The sequence below is a fragment of the Anabaena sp. CCY 0017 genome, from assembly GCF_963920885.1.
In the GTDB taxonomy this organism is placed as follows: domain Bacteria; phylum Cyanobacteriota; class Cyanobacteriia; order Cyanobacteriales; family Nostocaceae; genus Nodularia.
The window spans coordinates 182,006-198,181 of record NZ_CAWUDG010000008.1; the positions used below are offsets into that span (position 1 = coordinate 182,006).

Here is a 16,176-nt window from a genome sequence, read left to right on the forward strand (position 1 = left end):
GGGGGAGGGGGGAGAAGAGGCTTCTCAATCCCGATACCCAATCCCCACATCTCAACAATTAAGCAGGTTCAAACTTCATAGATACACCGTTCATACAGTAGCGCTTACCAGTGGGTGCAGGGCCATCGTTAAACACATGGCCTAGATGTCCACCACAGTTGCTGCAATGCACTTCGGTTCTAGTCATAAAGAATGACCGATCTACAGTCACAGCGATCGCGCCTTCAATTGGCTGAAAGAAGCTAGGCCAGCCAGTACCACTGTTAAACTTGGTGTCAGAGGTAAACAATGGTTGTCCGCAGCCAGCACAGACAAAAGTCCCCTCATCATATTCCTTATCGAGTGGACTCGTAAAAGCGGGTTCAGTACCATGTTTTCTTAAAACGCGAAACTGTTCCGGTGTTAAGATTGTCCGCCATTCTTCTTCAGGTTTAGTAATTGCAAACTGGCTTTTAGAAGTTGTCATGTCTTGGGAACCCCAATTGATATTGCGAGATAAAACGGCTGTGCCAATAATTGCGGCACTAGCCTCTAAAAAATAGCGTTTGTTCATGATCTCTATTTTAACGTGAAGCAATTTCACTCACAGCACTTTCCCCACTCAGCACTTAGCACTCCTCTACGGGCGGGTTTATTAAAATTATTATTGGTAATTGAACATATCTGTGAAAGACTTGGAGAGTGCCATACCCGCCCCTACTTGGTTTCTACTCAGCACTCAGCACTCTCCCCACTTAGTTACCAAAACAAAGTTCATACTCGTCTATAGTAATATTAGGATTAGTTTTGAGATAGTCACCCAGGCGATCGCAAGCATGATTGAGCATCTGATCGAGGTCTAATGTTTGCAATTCCATCTCCTCTAGGTTCCACAATTTAATAGTGGTATCTTGACCCCCAGAAACCAGCATTCTACCGTCAGGACTGAAATTAACACTTTTTACACCGCCCTGATGCCCGGAAAAGGTCTTCAGCAACATCCCACTGCCAATATTCCAGAGCTTGATCGTACCATCATCACTAGCTGAGGCGAGCATTTTGCCGTCTGGTGAGAAATTCACGTTACTAACCAAATCATTATGTCCCCCGAAAGTGTGAAGTTGGGAACCATCCAAACTCCAGAGTTTCACAGTTTTATCATCACTAGCTGAAGCAATAGTCTTGCCATCGGGAGCAAAGTTAATATTCCATATACTGGCGCTATGCCCTGATAAAGTTTTCAATAAGCGACCGTCACGACTCCAGAGTTTGATAGTTTTGTCCGCACTAGCGGAGGCGATAGTTTTACCGTCGGGGCTGAATTTGATGTTAGTCACCCAACCGTTATGACCTGAAAGAGTTTGCAACAGACGACCGTCACGACTCCAAAGTTTAATAGTTTTGTCTGCACTAGCAGAAGCCAGAATTTGCTCATCAGGGCTGAAACTCATACTCGTTACCCAATGCTTATGTCCCTTCAGGGTATGCAGCAAAGTTCCATCTCGTTGGCGAATCTGGATGGCCTCATTTGCACTTGCCAAAGCCACGGTATTTCCATCCCTGGTCAAACTAATGCTGGTAACATCTTCTATGGGGGAAGGGAGTGTTTTGAGTAACTGACCATTCAACTTCCAGAGTTTCATAGTGTTATCTGAACTCAAAGAAGCAATAGTATTGCCATCCGGGGTAAAACTGACATCATTAACACTACCTTTATGTCCGTAAAAACTTTTGGGTAGCCTTTCTTCCAGTTTCCATAATCGGATAGTATTGTCATCACTAGCTGAGGCTAATCTATGACTATCTGGGCTAAAACTGAGACTATTCACCTCATGGCTATGTCCTTGCAAAGTCCCTAACAAGTTACCCGCACGAGTCCAAAGTTTAATAGTTTTATCAGCACTGGCTGAACCAATTATCTTACCATCAGGAGAAAAATTAACTTGCCAAACGCCACCACTATGGCCTTCTATGGTTCTGAGCAAATTACCGTCACGACTCCAGAGTTTAATAGTATGATCAGCACTAGCTGAGGCAATAGTCTGTCCATCTGGGCTAAAACTGACATCTAAAATTTCTCTCGTACTGGCTGGTAAAGTTGATAACAACCGACCGTCTAAACTCCAAAGTTTAACTGTGCCATCATCACTAGCTGAGGCAATGGTATCACCTTCTGGGGAGAAGCTGACGCTATTTACACTGCGGCTATGTTCGAGAAAATTTACTAGTAACTTGCCATCGCGATGCCAAAGTTTCGCGGAATTATCACTGCTACCAGTGACTAAAGTTTGACCATCCGGTGAAAAACTGACGCTATTCACACCATGAAGATGTCCTGTGAGAGTTGTGAGTAATTTACCGTCACGACTCCAGAGTTTGATTGTATTGTCACTACTAGCAGAAGCCAATATTTGACCATCCGGTGAAAAACTCACACTATTCACACTATCTTGATGTTCTGCGAGACTTGCTAGTAAACGGCCATCATTATTCCAGAGTTGGATACTGTTATCAGCATAACCAGCAGCCAATATTTGACCATCCGGTGAAAAGTTGACGTTTGTTACCCAAGAATTATGAGTTAAACGGTTACGTTCTTGAGTTCCATAAACTGCCTGTTGGAGAATATTTGCAGTTTGAAGTTGGATATTCTTAGGGATTCCAGGTGTAATTTTTTGTACTTCTTTCCCGGCTCTAAGGCTAGTTAGTAATGCTTCTAACTGCTTATGGGAGAGCAGAAAGTTTTCTGACAAAGAATTTAAAGATTGGATCTCTCGTAACTGGGCTTTTTGAGTTTGTTGGTAAGCTAAAACAGCTAAACCAAAAGCAGTCAGTCCCAGAATACTAATAATTCCCAAAGTCCTTTGAGCTTTTCTGAGTCGATTTTTTTCTTTTTGTTGCTGGCGTTGTTTTTCGATTAAACAAGCTTGAATAAAACGTTGGACATCAGCAGATACTTCATCAGTGTAATTAATATAAATTTCTTCAGCTTCGGCGAGACGAACACCTTGTAATAAAAAGTCTGGTTGTTCATCGCTATTGATCCACAAAGCTGCGGCTTGGGCAATTTGACGATGCGATCGCAATATCGCCCGATTTTCCTCTAACCACCAACGCAAAGTAGACCAATAGCGAATCAGAACCTCGTGAGCCACTTCGATAGTTACAGGAGAAGCTGAGGCGGATGGGAAAGCAGATTGTGTTACCAGTCCAACATCTTCCCCTCTGCTCGCTGCTCGCTGCCCCCCTGCCTTTTTTCCTTCTCCAAACGCGCCTGGATCTTCTTCTAAATTCACCACTACCAGCTTGGCAGCAATTAACACTTGTAATGTTCTTTCTACCAAAGCCACCGGATATTTTTTAACAATTAACTCAGATTTAAGTACCCTTCTCCTAGTATCTTCCGTACCCTCACCCAACTGAGTCAGCGACAGAAAAATCCACCGGGCGCACTCTTGAGCCTCTGGATCTAAACTGTGATAAACTGCTTGGGCTTTGCTTTCCAGCGCTCCCTTAATTCCCCCCAAATGCTGTTGATATGCTTGTAAAGTAATTTCCCCATTTTCGCGGTATTCCCACAACTGTTCCAGCACAAATTCTAATAGTGGTAAATCCCCAGGAGAGTGCTGTAACTCCTGCATCAAAACTTCTACCAATTCCGCCTCTACAGTTAAACCAACTTGTTCCGCCGGGTTAATAATCATCCGGCGATATTCTTCCTCACTCAAACAGGGCGGTAACAGCACACTCGACTGCTGTAACAACTTCACCAAACTCGGTACTTCTAAACAAGGGGCGATAAAGTCAGCCCGCAAAGTAATGATTAATTTAAACTTTTCTGGTATAGATTCCAGCGCCCCTAAAACAACTTCTAAAAAACGCTGTCTATCTTCACTGGTTGAGGTGGTAAACAATTCTTCAAACTGATCTACCACCAAAACTACCATTGCTTCTGGGCGATTATGCACCCAGTGAGTAAACCCTTCTACCCCCTGGTACAACATCCCTTCTAATTGCATCTGCTGGTAAGCTTTTTCTTTTTCAGTACCGCTATCTACTAAACGGCGTGATAAAGCTTGCAGAGGATTTGCACCAGGGCGAAAGCTTCTCATCCACCAATCTTCACTACCTGGTAATACTTTTCCCCGTCGCAGTTGGGCAATTAATCCCGCCTGTACCACAGAGGATTTACCACTCCCAGAAGCGCCCACCACGGCAATAAATGACTTTTGAGCTAAGTCATTCATTAATTGCTGAACCACAATTTCTCTACCGTAAAAATACTGAGCATCTTCTTCCCCAAAAGCCCGTAAGCCTCGGTAAGGACAAAGCCCTAAATCAATACTGGTTCTTGACTGAATACCTCTATTTCCAGAATTGGTAGGTATAACTTCAATTACGCCTTGTGTCCCAGATAGCCAGATATGTAGAGGTAATTCATGGTTACAGGATAATTGTAATTGGGTAATCCAAGCGGCGGCTGATAGGCTACGTTGGGGATGGGCTGCTTGTAAAGTAGAGTGTAACGCTTGGGCAAATTGTTCAGAATTATTTTTCGGTGAAGCAGCAGCAATGATACATTGTCCTTGCTCAAATCCGAGTTGCAAATCTTCTACCCAATCTTGTAGAGGCGCATAGCCATTTGCAACCATTGGGCAGTCTAAAATAATAATTTGTTGGGCATAAGTAGAACGCCTAAGTTGTTGTCTCAACCAGGAACGACTAAGCCGGATATTGTCTGCTAAAACTAAAGCAGGTTCACCAGATTCAGTTTCTTCAAATCTCCCACGCAAATATAACAGAACTGTAGCAAAATTTTTGGGGTGGTTTGGCGATGCTAATTCTGTAGTCTGTAAACAAGTTTGAATAGTCGAGTGTAAATCCTGAGTGGTAGCTTCTAGGGAACGAGGCCAATACTCTAACTCAAAATTACCCACACCCCGTAATAGTTTACTTACAGCCAGAGTCGTCTGATTAGTCGCCAATCCTTCTAATATTAATGCTTGTCGGCAAGAAGAAGATTCTCCCAGGGCTGGTTTTAACCCCAGAATAACTTCGCCCACTCCTTCCACAATCCGCTTGGGTGTTTGCTGTGGATATTCTGAATAGAGATTAGTATCGCCTCTACTTTTATTTTGCTGATTAATCAGTCGTAATTGCTGATTAGTTTGCTCAATGTATTGGCGCGTTTGATGATAAACATATCTGTACAGTCCATCAGCATCAATCAACCCTTGAGAATCAGCCGCTTCACCACGCAACCCGCGCATTAAGTAATATGTAAATACGCCATGTCCCAATTCGGGAAATTCCCAGGATTGTTGATTAGTATCACAGGAAAGCAAAGCATAAAATCCTTTACTCTGTTTTGCCCGTTGACGTAACAATTCCACCATCCCAGATGTAGGATTGGGCAAAGATGCTGAAGTTGTCTCACTTCTAGCACCTCGGAACGTCAGGCTACCACTATGACAAGCATCCAGCCATACTAATTGAGTCTGCGCCTGACTATTTCCCAAAGTTTGTAAAACTTCTTGTAACCCTAAACCCGTGTTGAGTAAATCGTCTGTTTGAGTATCTGCTAGACACAAAAATGCTTGTTGAGAATTTGCCTCTAGCATTCCATGTCCAGAGAAATAAAATAAAATCTTGTCCTGTGGTTGAGCAGCCGCAGCAATTTCGTTTAAGCTAGTACGCACCCTCGATAGAGTTGGTCTTCCAGATGTTAAATCGTGGTGAACTCTTTCTTCGGTTTGGGGAAATCCTTGGGTTGCGTCGGCTAAAGCTGCGGCCAAACCCTGACAATCAACAGCCGAATAGCGTAGTGAAGGCAGTCTATGGTCTTGGTATTGGTTCACACCCACTAACAGCAGCCAAAATTGTGCCTCTCCTAATTCTAGGACATGGGTTAAATGACTGGTAGCTATACCGAGTGGAGACATTTTAAGAGTTGATAGGTAAACCGAAGGGGATGCCATTGTGTACTAGTATAACCGCTAGCAATGTCACCAAGAAACTGAATTTAAAGCTTCCCTCTAGAATAGGGACTTTTGCTCAAAAATAATTTTATTCGGTGCTTACGATGTTTAAAAGTTTGCAGATAAGCACACTTATGAGTATTTTGTTCATTTTCATACCGATTGGTCAATCATAAAAGTTTTTTGGGTTCATTTACGTTATAGGTTTGTGGATGTTATTCTATGCAGTCTGAGTCCTATAAAAAAGCAAAATATTTATTGTGTTCCACAATAATATTACTTGTATAAACAAATGAATTTTAAAAAAACGCCAAAATGGCGACACTTCTGAAATTATATTTGCTAAAGTATTGATTGTAAAAGACTTGTGGGCTTAATAGTCCAAGGTTTACTACACTTCAAGAGCATTTAGTACGGTACTAATTCCTGTAGTTCTGTTAGTTATGCTCTATGAACTGAAGATTACTGCTAGATTTTCTGTAGTGATCTCCACCAATCCCTTCTTCTCGCAAAAGGGATAAGTAGAATCATAAGTCCTTGTTGATTTACTCCTATCCTTACCTCGTTCAACCATGATATGAACGGGGTATTTTTAATGCGAAAATTAGGGAAAGAATCAGCAACGCCAAGAATTTAATGTATTTGGCAATTTATGCCGATATATTATTGTTAAAATTGCATGAGTGATAACTGAAAAGAGCTAAAGTATCGCTTATATAGGAATTATATAGGACTATGATTTTTGTTGGCGTAGCCTGCGCTTTGCGTTTAAAAACACGTAGGGTGTGTAAGCGGTAGCTAACGCACCAAAGCCTTAATAATGGTGCGTTAGGATGAAATCCGTAACGCACCCTACTGGCGTGGCAAGCTTAAAATAGTGCATTACGAACAAGGCAGAAAACATTGATTTATCTCAATTTTCTCAAAAATCTATTGCAACATTTTAGCCTTGTCACGCCACTACAATACTTAATTTTTTTCATAAATCAAACCGGATTCCTCTATCTCATGTATAAGTAAGTGGGCGTAAATAAAGTTAACTGTTCAATATCAGGGGTTGGTAGCTGTTTAGCAAAAGTAGTTAACCTGTGAAATTTAAATTCTTTACAAAAATGTTCCTTAAGATAGTAGTATAGGCAGAGTCTGTTAATTTTATTAATGAACAAACATGAGAGTACTATATAGTTATAGCGGTTTCATCAGGTGAGAACAGTGTTGATAGCTCAACGCCCCGATAACAGCACTCATTACTCTTGTACGGCGGGTTTACTAAGGATTTCGACGAACCACAGACTGATTGCTTAAACCCGCCCCTACCCACTCAGCACTTTCCCCACTCAGTACACTGAAAATTTTATTTACTTAACAGGAATCTCCTTATGGAGCCAGGATTAAGATTACTAACTCAATTGGTGATAGAGTTCACACCTGTGATTGTCACCCTCATCCAAAAGCGAACTGAAGAAAGTCTTGCTACTAAAAATTTTCCATTTCCTCAAGTAATTAAAGAATTTATCCAAACTGTAGATTTCCCTCAACAAAGGGAAGATGCTCTTGCAGGATTTGAACAACAAAAAATTCTGCAACAAGAATTAGCTATTTACCAACGTGAAACACAGGTGCAAATAGCAACCCAAGCACGAGAAACATCTCTCAAATTGCCAGAATTTGCCAAAATATTTGATAGCTGGCCTTTGAGACTGTATCCTTCCCAACTGTTAAATTCTGGCACTAATTATCAGCGTATTCCTCTAAAAATATTTCTCGCTCCTCCACAAATTAAGTTTGACAAATTTGACCAAAAAAATCATGAAAATTCGGCAATTGAGCTAACTTTGGCGGAAGGTTTACGAGAGTTTCTTCACAAACATTATTCGCTCCACAGTCCCATTCGACCCACAGAACTTTTAGCCGGTGCTTGGGATAGTAAACGATTTCATAGTGAATCTAGTATCAAAGCTTTGTTTGGAATGTTAAAAACAGAGCCGATTTTGATTTTAGAATCTGAGGATGATGGGGATTATTTAAATTTCCGCATTGCTTATTGGGGGTTAGGTCAGGAAACCTATTATTACAAAACGATTTTTCGGCTATCTTATCGAGAAATTCTCCAAGAATCGGCTAAAAGTCGGGCTTTAGAATGGAGAAAAATTAGAAATGAACTCCTCTTAATGGGTGAAGATAGCGAAGAAATTAATAATTTAGGCGAAGATAATGTATTTAATCTGGCAATTTTAGAAAAGTCGGAAAAATGGCAAAGTAACGGTATTGATATTAGTCAATTATCCTTAAAGTATCAAGTTAATCATCAGGATTTAGAAAAACTTTCCCAGGTGTTAATTAACTGTCATTGTTTAGTTGCTGCTTGGGTAGCTGATGCTTATCACCTGCTTGATTATGATGTGCCGCCTTTATTACCAGAGGTACTGCCTAGTTTACTTCAAGATACTTTTAACTTACAATCTGTACAGGAACTTTTGCGGGTATACGCTACAGGTTATCAAGAAGTTTACCAAGCTTTAGAGCATGAGCGTCGTTATTGGGTTCCAGAATTAGCTTTGCAGTTAGCCCAAAGTTTATCTCATTTACCTGATCCTTCTTGGGCGCAGTCGCAGGTGGATTACTCTATCAATACATGGTTGGAATTGCGCCAAGTGTCACGACAGGATTTCATTCATCCTTTTGAGGCGATGCAATCAGCTATCAAGATAGAAGATAAGGAATATCTAGAAAAGCTAAAAGCATATTTTACAGCATTAGGCGATCGCCAAAATATTTTAAATGTAGATCAGCTTTTAGATATGATCATCGCTGATCTCCAGCAAAAACCTACTCTAGCACCCCCCTCGGCGAGTTCTACCTTAACTGCACATTCGGGGAAAGTTACATCTGTGGCGATTAGTTCAGATGGGGAGGTGTTAATCAGTGGCTGTGCAGACAAAACTATTAATATCTGGAATCTTCAGACTGGCAAACAAATTCGCACCCTCACAGGTCATCAAGGGGAAGTTTCATCGGTTGCAGTTAGTCCTAATAGTAATGTTCTGGCGGTTGGTAGTTGTGAACATCCCAGAAGTAATGTCAAAATCTGGGACTTAAAAACGGGTAAATTACTGCATACACTTTTAGGACATCAAAAACCAGTCAATGTAGTCGCAATTAGCCCAGATGGGCAGATGATCGCCAGTGGAAGTAATAAAATCAAAATCTGGAATTTGCACACAGGCGATGGGCAAAGCCGCGCCGTAGGCGATCGCATTTGTACACTTTGGCATACCTTTGCTGTCCATGCGATCGCCATTAGCCACGATGGTAAAATTCTCGCCAGTGGTAGCGCTGATAGCAAAATTAGACTATGGAACCCACGCACAGGTGATCCGTTACGCACTCTTGTGGGTCACTCAGGTGAAATCAAATCAATTGCTATGAGTTCTGATGGACAACTGCTTTTCAGTGGTAGTGCTGACACAACTATTAAAATTTGGGATTTAATCTCAGGTAAACTTCTGCATACATTAAGTAGTCACTCAGATGAGGTGAAATCATTAGCCATTAGTCCTGATGGCAAAATCCTCTTTAGTGGTAGTGCTGATCAAACTATCAAAATTTGGCAACTTTCTACAGGCGAAGTATTACAAACCCTAACTGGACATTCAGGAACTATCAATGCTATTTCTTTGAGTCCAGATGGTCAGTTACTCGCTAGTGGTAGTGCTGACAAAACGATCAAAATTTGGCAAATAGCTGCTGATTAAAGGCGGAACCTCACCCTGGCTTTACCCCGTGGGTAAATCTTTCCCTCTCCTTAGTAAGGAGAGGGACAGGTTTTGCGTAGCAGAACCAGGGTGAGGTTCAGTCAATTTTTCCGTTCTGAATAATCATCAGAAGACATGGGATCTAATTCCCAACGAGCATCATCACGTTGCTCTAAAATATCGTTGGTGTGGAGAAAAGCCTTGTCATTCATCGGTAATCCTACTGCTTCTCCTAATTCGTCAGTCACATTTTGGTCAGGAGTGGGAGCAGTACCACCGACGGCTTCATCTCCTACCGCATCCTCTAGTTGCCAATTAGCATCAATATCACCACCAGTAATTTCGGGACTGGTATGAGTATATTGACGGTTTCTTTGCCTGAGCGATCGCCCACCAATATTATACCCCGGCATATCTTTTACACCAGTACCGTAGGATTCAGTAATTTCTTGTGCTAAATCATCGGGATTAATTTCTTCATTATGCTTATTTTCTATCATAAATAATATTAAATTTATTTACCTATTCATCATAACGTTGCCACATCAAAACCCTGTCTCACCAAAGATGTATTACTTTAGTCATAAAATATATATCCCCTGCGAACGAAGATAAAATAGTCGTTATCTCATAATCTAGTAAGTGTAAATTCAAATTCAAGCCACTTGTAGTAATTGCAATCAGTCTGAGTTTTTACCCTCTTAATTACGAATTACGAATTACGAATTCTAAATACTGGTTTTTGGCAATTTAATTCATAAAAACACCAAGCATCGATTTTGATAGCGGAGGTCAAAAATGGACTACAACGAATTTATTACACACGTACAAAGCCTAGCTCAATCAAATGATCGGGAAGAAGCAGAAAGTGCTACCCGTGCGACTTTAGAAACTCTCAAAGAGCGTGTTCCCGGTGATGAAGCCAATGAAATAGCAGCACAATTGCCGCAAGAACTGGGACAATGTTTGCAAGTACGAGAAGAAAAAACTAGTGAATCTTTCAACTTGCAAGAATTTATTGCTCGTGTGAGTCAAAGAGAAAATATAGAACCGACTACCACCGCAATTCATGTCAGGGCTGTGTTTGCAGTTTTGCAAAACGCCATCAATCCTGAGAAATTTGCTAAGTTTCATACTTATTTTTCTCATGATTACGAAGAATTGTTTACGACATCGCCAACGAGTGAAGTTCCAGCAATGTAAGCAGCAATTAAATCAGTTAACGGTTATGAATTAGAGCTAATTATCTCTCTTGAGTGGTAATTGAAAGCTTTTAATGTATTTGGTTAAGTTCTAACAATTAGGAAAATTAATGACAAATTATAACAATCATTCCGGGAAGAAAAAAGTTGCTATCCTCATTGAAAATGGCGTTGAGGATATAGAATTTACCATCCCTTGTCATGGCTTAAAACAAGCGGGAATGGAGGTAGTCGTCCTCGGTTCACGCATGAATGAGAAATACAAAGGTAAACGAGGCAAAGTTTCAGTTCAACCCGATGCTACCACCACAGAAGCCATAGCGGCGGAATTTGACGCAGTGGTAATTCCAGGCGGTATGGCTCCCGATAAAATGCGGCGGAACCCCAACACAGTCAGCTTCGTACAAGAAGCTATGCAACAAGGAAAATGGGTAGCTGCGGTGTGTCATGGACCACAACTTTTAATTGAAGGTGATTTGCTCAAAGGTAGAAAAGCCACAGGCTTTAGTGCAATCCGCAAAGATATGATCAATGCAGGTGCAAATTATCTCGATCAGCCATTAGTGGTAGATAGGAATTTAATTACCTCTCGCGAACCTGGAGACTTAGCGATTTTTACCACAGCGTTGCTGAGTCGTCTGGGTTACGGTGGTAAAGATGTTGCACTTCCAGACGAGACAGACACCAGCGCTGAGTGGTGGAAACTGGCTGATGCTTGGGGTGGTTCTACCAAAGGTGAAATCATTAGAGGCTTGAATACAGCCCTGAGTGGGGAGCGTTATTCAATAGAAGCCTTGGAACAGTACGCCGAAAAAGAATCAGATAGTCAAATGCGAACTGCTTGCAGCAGCGCTTCGCTATCGCTCTTTCAAGAGATGATTAGTCATAGACAGCCACATATTCAGAAGTTAGAAACCTATCTGGACAGACTCGGTGAAAAACCTTCCATAGTGGCAAATATCGCCCATCAATATGCCAAAGTTAAAAGTGCCTTCACTGGTAGTGACGACATCTATCAGTTACGCTGCGCCTTGGGGGATGTGCAAACAGGTATTGGTGATATTGGCAATTTATGTGCTATGTACACCGATCCCGTAGCCACCGCTCTTTTCAAAGAAATTTACCAAGATTTGCTTCAATACGAGCAGCAATTAGCACAGCTATATCGAGGATATCAGGGACGCATAGGCACTGAAATTCAGCCTCCCAAGCCGACCACAGGGGCTGCTGTGTAGTCAAGGCAGAGGGGCAGGGAGCAAGGGAGAAATAAACTTACTCAGCACTTTCTTTATGAACCAACCCATCAAAGTGGAAAAAACAGTAACCATCAATAAACCAGCAGATGAACTGTACCGCTTTTGGCACAACTTTGAGAACCTGCCCACATTTATGAAGCATCTCAAATTTGTGAAAGTGTACAACGAACAACGTTCTCACTGGGTTGCGAATGCTCCTTTAGGGCAGAGTGTGAAATGGGATGCAGACATTCTAGAAGACCGAGAAAACGAGTTTATTTCTTGGGCTGCTGTAGCTGGTGCAGATGTGGAAAATTCTGGTTTTGTCAGTTTCCAACCAGCGCCAGGCGATCGCGGTACGGAAGTGAAAGTTGTCCTCAAATATAACCCTCCTGGTGGGGCTTTAGGTGTTGCGATCGCCAAATTATTTGGTGAAGAACCAAAACAGCAAATTGGTGACGATTTACGCCGTTTCAAAATGTTAATGGAAACAGGTGAAATTGCCACAACCGCAGGACAACCAACCGGACAAAAATAGTTATCCAATTACAATCGAGTGAGGATTTTCATGAAACGCGTATTTTCTTGGTTACAAAATATCCTTCTGCGCCAAATTTTTATAGTTTTTCTCATAGGTGTTGCCTTTTTCTCATTTCAGATTTTTAACTACGGTAACGATATAGCGAAAGCTGACACCGTAAAAACTCCTGAAGGCATTTATTACAAAGGTACGCCTGATTATAACGCCCCAATTAGAAACGACCGACAGATTGATAATGCCCAGAAAAACCTCAAAGAAACTGCTGAAAATGTGCGAGAAAAGCTCAATCTAGATGAACCAACTCCTAGAGCCACAAAAGAGTTTTTAGATTCAGTTCAAACCCAAGTTGAAGATACCGTAGAGCCAATTACAGGCACTCGACACGGATATTACCAAGAAAATAGACCAGAAGTGAACAACAGATAAAAAAATCGGCGTTGCTGAATAAAGATATGAATTTGTCTCACGCAAAGTCGCAAAGACGCAAAGTTACAAAGAAAAAGAAAGGTAATTTTGGCATTTCATATTCCAATTCAGCAACGCCAAAAAATCTTCTCTCTCTGCGTCCTCTGCGTCCTCTGTGGTTAAAAAAAATATTATAACTCCAATAAAACCACGAGAGGATACTAATAAATAAGGATAAAACAGTATGAAAGCAGTTTGCTGGCAAGGAGCAAACAATGTCCGGGTAGAAACAGTACCTGACCCCAAAATTATCAACCCGCGTGATGCCATTGTCAAAATTACTTCTACTGCCATTTGCGGTTCAGACCTGCATCTTTATAACGGCTATATTCCTGCAATGGAAAAAGGCGATATCCTGGGTCATGAATTCATGGGAGAAGTCGTTGAATTAGGGAGTAAAGTCAAAAATCTGCAAATAGGCGATCGCGTGGTAGTGCCTTTCACCATTTCTTGCGGAGGCTGTCTATTCTGTCAACGGCAATTATGGTCATTGTGCGACAACTCCAACCCGAATGCTTGGATGGCAGAAAAGTTAATGGGCTACACACCATCAGGTATATTTGGCTATTCTCACTTATTGGGTGGTTACGCTGGTGGTCAAGCTGAATACGCACGAGTACCCTTTGCCGATGTCGGCTTGTTCAAAGTACCCGATAATTTAACTGATGAACAAGTATTGTTTTTAACAGACATCTTTCCCACAGGCTACATGGCCGCTGAGAACTGCGACATCAAACCCGGTGATACCGTTGCTGTGTGGGGTTGTGGCCCTGTGGGGCAATTTGCCATCATCAGCGCTTATATGCTGGGTGCAGAACGAGTTATTGCTTGCGATCGCATTCCCGAACGCCTACAAATGGCTAAAGAATACGGTAAAGCCGAAGTTCTCAACTATGAAGACATCGAAGTTGGGGAAGCACTCAAAGAAATGACCGGTGGACGTGGCCCCGACGCTTGCATAGACGCAGTAGGTATGGAAGCACACGGTACTGACTTTATGGCTTTCTACGACCAAGTAAAACAAACAGCACGCCTAGAAACAGACCGCCCCACAGCCCTCCGCCAAGTAATTTTGACTTGTAGTAAAGCTGGTAAAGTCTCAATCCCAGGAGTTTACGGTGGCTTTATCGACAAAATGCCAATGGGTGCAGCCATGAACAAGGGACTGACTTTCAAAATGGGACAGACACACGTCCATAGGTATTTACAACCTTTACTAGAACATATTCAAAAGGGTGAAATCGATCCATCATTTGTGATCACCCACAGCCTACCTCTAGAACAAGCACCCCACGCCTACGAAATTTTCAAGCACAAAAAAGATAACTGCATCAAAGTTGTACTCAAACCATAAGGTAATTAATTAAATATGACTGACACAAGTGTGAAAAAAGTAGACTCTAGCCATTCCCCCAAAGGTCAACTCGGTCAGAAATATCTAGCCTCTGGAAAATCAATTTCTATGCGCCTTTGGGAAGACGAACAACCAAGCGCAGATAAACAACCTACTTCTCGCGACTATGAAACAGTGGGCTATGCAATCAAAGGCCGTGCGGAACTGCATATAGAAGGACAAATGATTTTATTAGAACCTGGAAGTTCCTGGGTAGTCCCAAAAGGAGCAAGCCATACTTACAAAATCCTCGAACCATTTACCGCAGTTGAAGCCACCAGTCCACCAGCGCAAATTCATGGACGAGATGAGGATTAAAAAATACAGCAATAATATATCTCAACACAGATAAATTATCTGTGTTTTTTTGTATATCTATAGTTACAAATTATGCCATATTGTTATATACCGCCAGCATGATGTAGAGATAATAATTTGCTAGTTTCCTAGAAAGCATCAGCAACACAAAAAATCTGAATTAGTGCAATTGTAGATGCCATCAAACAAGTAGGAACCCCAATGTTTTACCACAATAAGAAGTTACAGTATTTCAAGCCACCACAAAAGCCAGATGCAGTCTACGCGATGAAAATTCAAGAACTCATCGGTGGTACATTCGGCGAAATGACCGTGATGATGCAGTACTTGTTTCAAGGTTGGAACTGCCGCGGCCCTGCTAAATACAGAGATATGCTGCTAGATATCGGCACTGAAGAAATTGGTCACATTGAGATGCTAGCGACAATGATTGCCCATCTCCTAGATAAAGCCCCAGTTAAAGTCCAAGAAGAAGGGGCTAAAGATGCCGTCGTGGGTGCGGTGATGGGTGGTACTAACCCACGAGAGATGATTATGGCAGCAGCCATGAACCCTCAACACGCGATCGTTTCTGGTTTAGGTGCAATGCCGGCTGACAGCGTTGGTTTCCCTTGGAATGGTCGCTTTATCGTCGCTAGCGGCAACCTGATGGCAGATTTTCGCTCTAATCTCCATGCAGAAACTCAGGGACGTTTGCAAGCTGTGCGAATGTATGAGATGTCCGATGATCCTGGGGTGAAAGATACCTTAAGCTTTATGATTGCTCGTGACACCATGCACCAAAATCAATGGGAAGCAGCCATTGAGGATTTACGAGATTCTGGACTAGAAAGCACACCGGTTCCCAGTTCTTTCCCTCTAGAATTAGAGAAACGCGAAGTTGCTTATCAGTTCTGGAATCACTCGGAAGGTAATGAAAGCGCCGAAGGTCGTTGGGCAAAAGGGCGTTCAATGGATGGTAAAGGGGAATTTGAGTATGTTGCTAATCCCCAACCTTTAGGCCCCGAACCGCAGCCACCACAGCCAGATCCAAAATTACACGGTACGCCCCAAAATCGGCAAACAGATGGTAATGGTTCTAGCGCCCCTCCTTTAGCTGACCGCCTTAATATCCGTAGTTCATAAAGGACTTCCAAGGCACAAAATCCCCAATTTGTAGGGGCGTGGCAAGGCTAAAATGTTGCATAAGCATAAATATTGTGGGGTGGGCTACTGGTCCCCGATAACAGGCAAGATGCCTGTTCCACAAGGAAACATAATGCAACATTTTAGCCTTGTTACATACACCCTACGTGTCTGTTCAAAAATCA

Annotated in this window: 10 protein-coding genes and 1 pseudogene; 8 read left to right on the forward strand and 3 right to left on the reverse strand. The window is 42.0% G+C overall.

Going from position 1 to position 16,176, the window contains the following annotated elements; genetic code table 11:
* Positions 1–58 precede the first annotated feature (58 nt).
* Both msrB and ACM0OW_RS12780 read right to left on the reverse strand, forming a co-directional pair.
* A complete protein-coding gene (msrB, locus tag ACM0OW_RS12775) occupies positions 59–553 on the reverse strand; it encodes a peptide-methionine (R)-S-oxide reductase MsrB (RefSeq protein ID WP_414550477.1) in 495 nt (164 codons plus the stop codon).
* Between the two features lie 181 nt (positions 554–734).
* Positions 735–5,921, reverse strand: coding sequence for an eIF2A-related protein (locus ACM0OW_RS12780; protein WP_414550497.1), 5,187 nt, complete (start codon positions 5,919–5,921; stop codon positions 735–737).
* Positions 5,922–7,336: 1,415 nt separating this feature from the next.
* On the opposite strand from ACM0OW_RS12780, the gene ACM0OW_RS12785 reads away from it, so the two are divergent.
* Positions 7,337–9,712: a WD40 repeat domain-containing protein gene (locus ACM0OW_RS12785; protein WP_414550478.1), complete on the forward strand. Its 2,376-nt coding sequence runs from the start codon at positions 7,337–7,339 to the stop codon at positions 9,710–9,712.
* A gap of 101 nt (positions 9,713–9,813) precedes the next feature.
* Here ACM0OW_RS12785 and ACM0OW_RS12790 read toward each other — a convergent pair whose 3' ends face one another.
* On the reverse strand, positions 9,814–10,212 hold the full coding sequence (locus ACM0OW_RS12790; RefSeq protein WP_414550479.1) for a DUF6335 family protein: 399 nt from the start codon (positions 10,210–10,212) through the stop codon (positions 9,814–9,816).
* A gap of 298 nt (positions 10,213–10,510) precedes the next feature.
* Between ACM0OW_RS12790 and ACM0OW_RS12795 the strand changes: the two genes are divergently transcribed.
* The 7 genes and pseudogenes from ACM0OW_RS12795 (at position 10,511) to ACM0OW_RS12825 (ending at position 15,991) form a co-directional block, all read left to right on the forward strand.
* On the forward strand, positions 10,511–10,915 hold the full coding sequence (locus ACM0OW_RS12795) for a DUF2267 domain-containing protein (protein WP_414550480.1): 405 nt from the start codon (positions 10,511–10,513) through the stop codon (positions 10,913–10,915).
* A gap of 109 nt (positions 10,916–11,024) precedes the next feature.
* Positions 11,025–12,149: a DJ-1/PfpI/YhbO family deglycase/protease gene (locus tag ACM0OW_RS12800; RefSeq protein WP_414550481.1), complete on the forward strand. Its 1,125-nt coding sequence runs from the start codon at positions 11,025–11,027 to the stop codon at positions 12,147–12,149.
* Positions 12,150–12,204: 55 nt separating this feature from the next.
* Positions 12,205–12,687, forward strand: a pseudogene (locus ACM0OW_RS12805) (SRPBCC family protein); the annotation flags it as partial.
* A gap of 30 nt (positions 12,688–12,717) precedes the next feature.
* Positions 12,718–13,116: a hypothetical protein gene (locus ACM0OW_RS12810; RefSeq protein ID WP_414550482.1), complete on the forward strand. Its 399-nt coding sequence runs from the start codon at positions 12,718–12,720 to the stop codon at positions 13,114–13,116.
* Between the two features lie 223 nt (positions 13,117–13,339).
* Positions 13,340–14,509 carry a zinc-dependent alcohol dehydrogenase gene (locus tag ACM0OW_RS12815; RefSeq protein ID WP_414550483.1) on the forward strand — a complete coding sequence of 390 codons (1,170 nt, stop codon included), beginning with the start codon at positions 13,340–13,342 and terminating at the stop codon, positions 14,507–14,509.
* 15 nt (positions 14,510–14,524) lie between these two features.
* Positions 14,525–14,866, forward strand: a complete 342-nt coding sequence (locus ACM0OW_RS12820) for a cupin domain-containing protein (protein WP_414550484.1) — start codon at positions 14,525–14,527, stop codon at positions 14,864–14,866.
* 201 nt (positions 14,867–15,067) lie between these two features.
* Positions 15,068–15,991: a manganese catalase family protein gene (locus ACM0OW_RS12825; RefSeq protein WP_414550485.1), complete on the forward strand. Its 924-nt coding sequence runs from the start codon at positions 15,068–15,070 to the stop codon at positions 15,989–15,991.
* Positions 15,992–16,176 lie beyond the last annotated feature (185 nt).

Bases quoted from the DNA above. Each gene is read 5' to 3' on its own strand.
- ACM0OW_RS12815 (WP_414550483.1), top strand. From the start codon at position 13,340: ATGAAAGCAGTTTGCTGGCAAGGAGCAAACAATGTCCGGGTAGAAACA.
- msrB (WP_414550477.1), bottom strand. From the start codon at position 553: ATGAACAAACGCTATTTTTTAGAGGCTAGTGCCGCAATTATTGGCACA.
- ACM0OW_RS12825 (WP_414550485.1), top strand. From the start codon at position 15,068: ATGTTTTACCACAATAAGAAGTTACAGTATTTCAAGCCACCACAAAAG.
- ACM0OW_RS12780 (WP_414550497.1), bottom strand. From the start codon at position 5,921: ATGTCTCCACTCGGTATAGCTACCAGTCATTTAACCCATGTCCTAGAA.
- ACM0OW_RS12820 (WP_414550484.1), top strand. From the start codon at position 14,525: ATGACTGACACAAGTGTGAAAAAAGTAGACTCTAGCCATTCCCCCAAA.
- ACM0OW_RS12790 (WP_414550479.1), bottom strand. From the start codon at position 10,212: ATGATAGAAAATAAGCATAATGAAGAAATTAATCCCGATGATTTAGCA.
- ACM0OW_RS12810 (WP_414550482.1), top strand. From the start codon at position 12,718: ATGAAACGCGTATTTTCTTGGTTACAAAATATCCTTCTGCGCCAAATT.
- ACM0OW_RS12785 (WP_414550478.1), top strand. From the start codon at position 7,337: ATGGAGCCAGGATTAAGATTACTAACTCAATTGGTGATAGAGTTCACA.
- ACM0OW_RS12795 (WP_414550480.1), top strand. From the start codon at position 10,511: ATGGACTACAACGAATTTATTACACACGTACAAAGCCTAGCTCAATCA.
- ACM0OW_RS12800 (WP_414550481.1), top strand. From the start codon at position 11,025: ATGACAAATTATAACAATCATTCCGGGAAGAAAAAAGTTGCTATCCTC.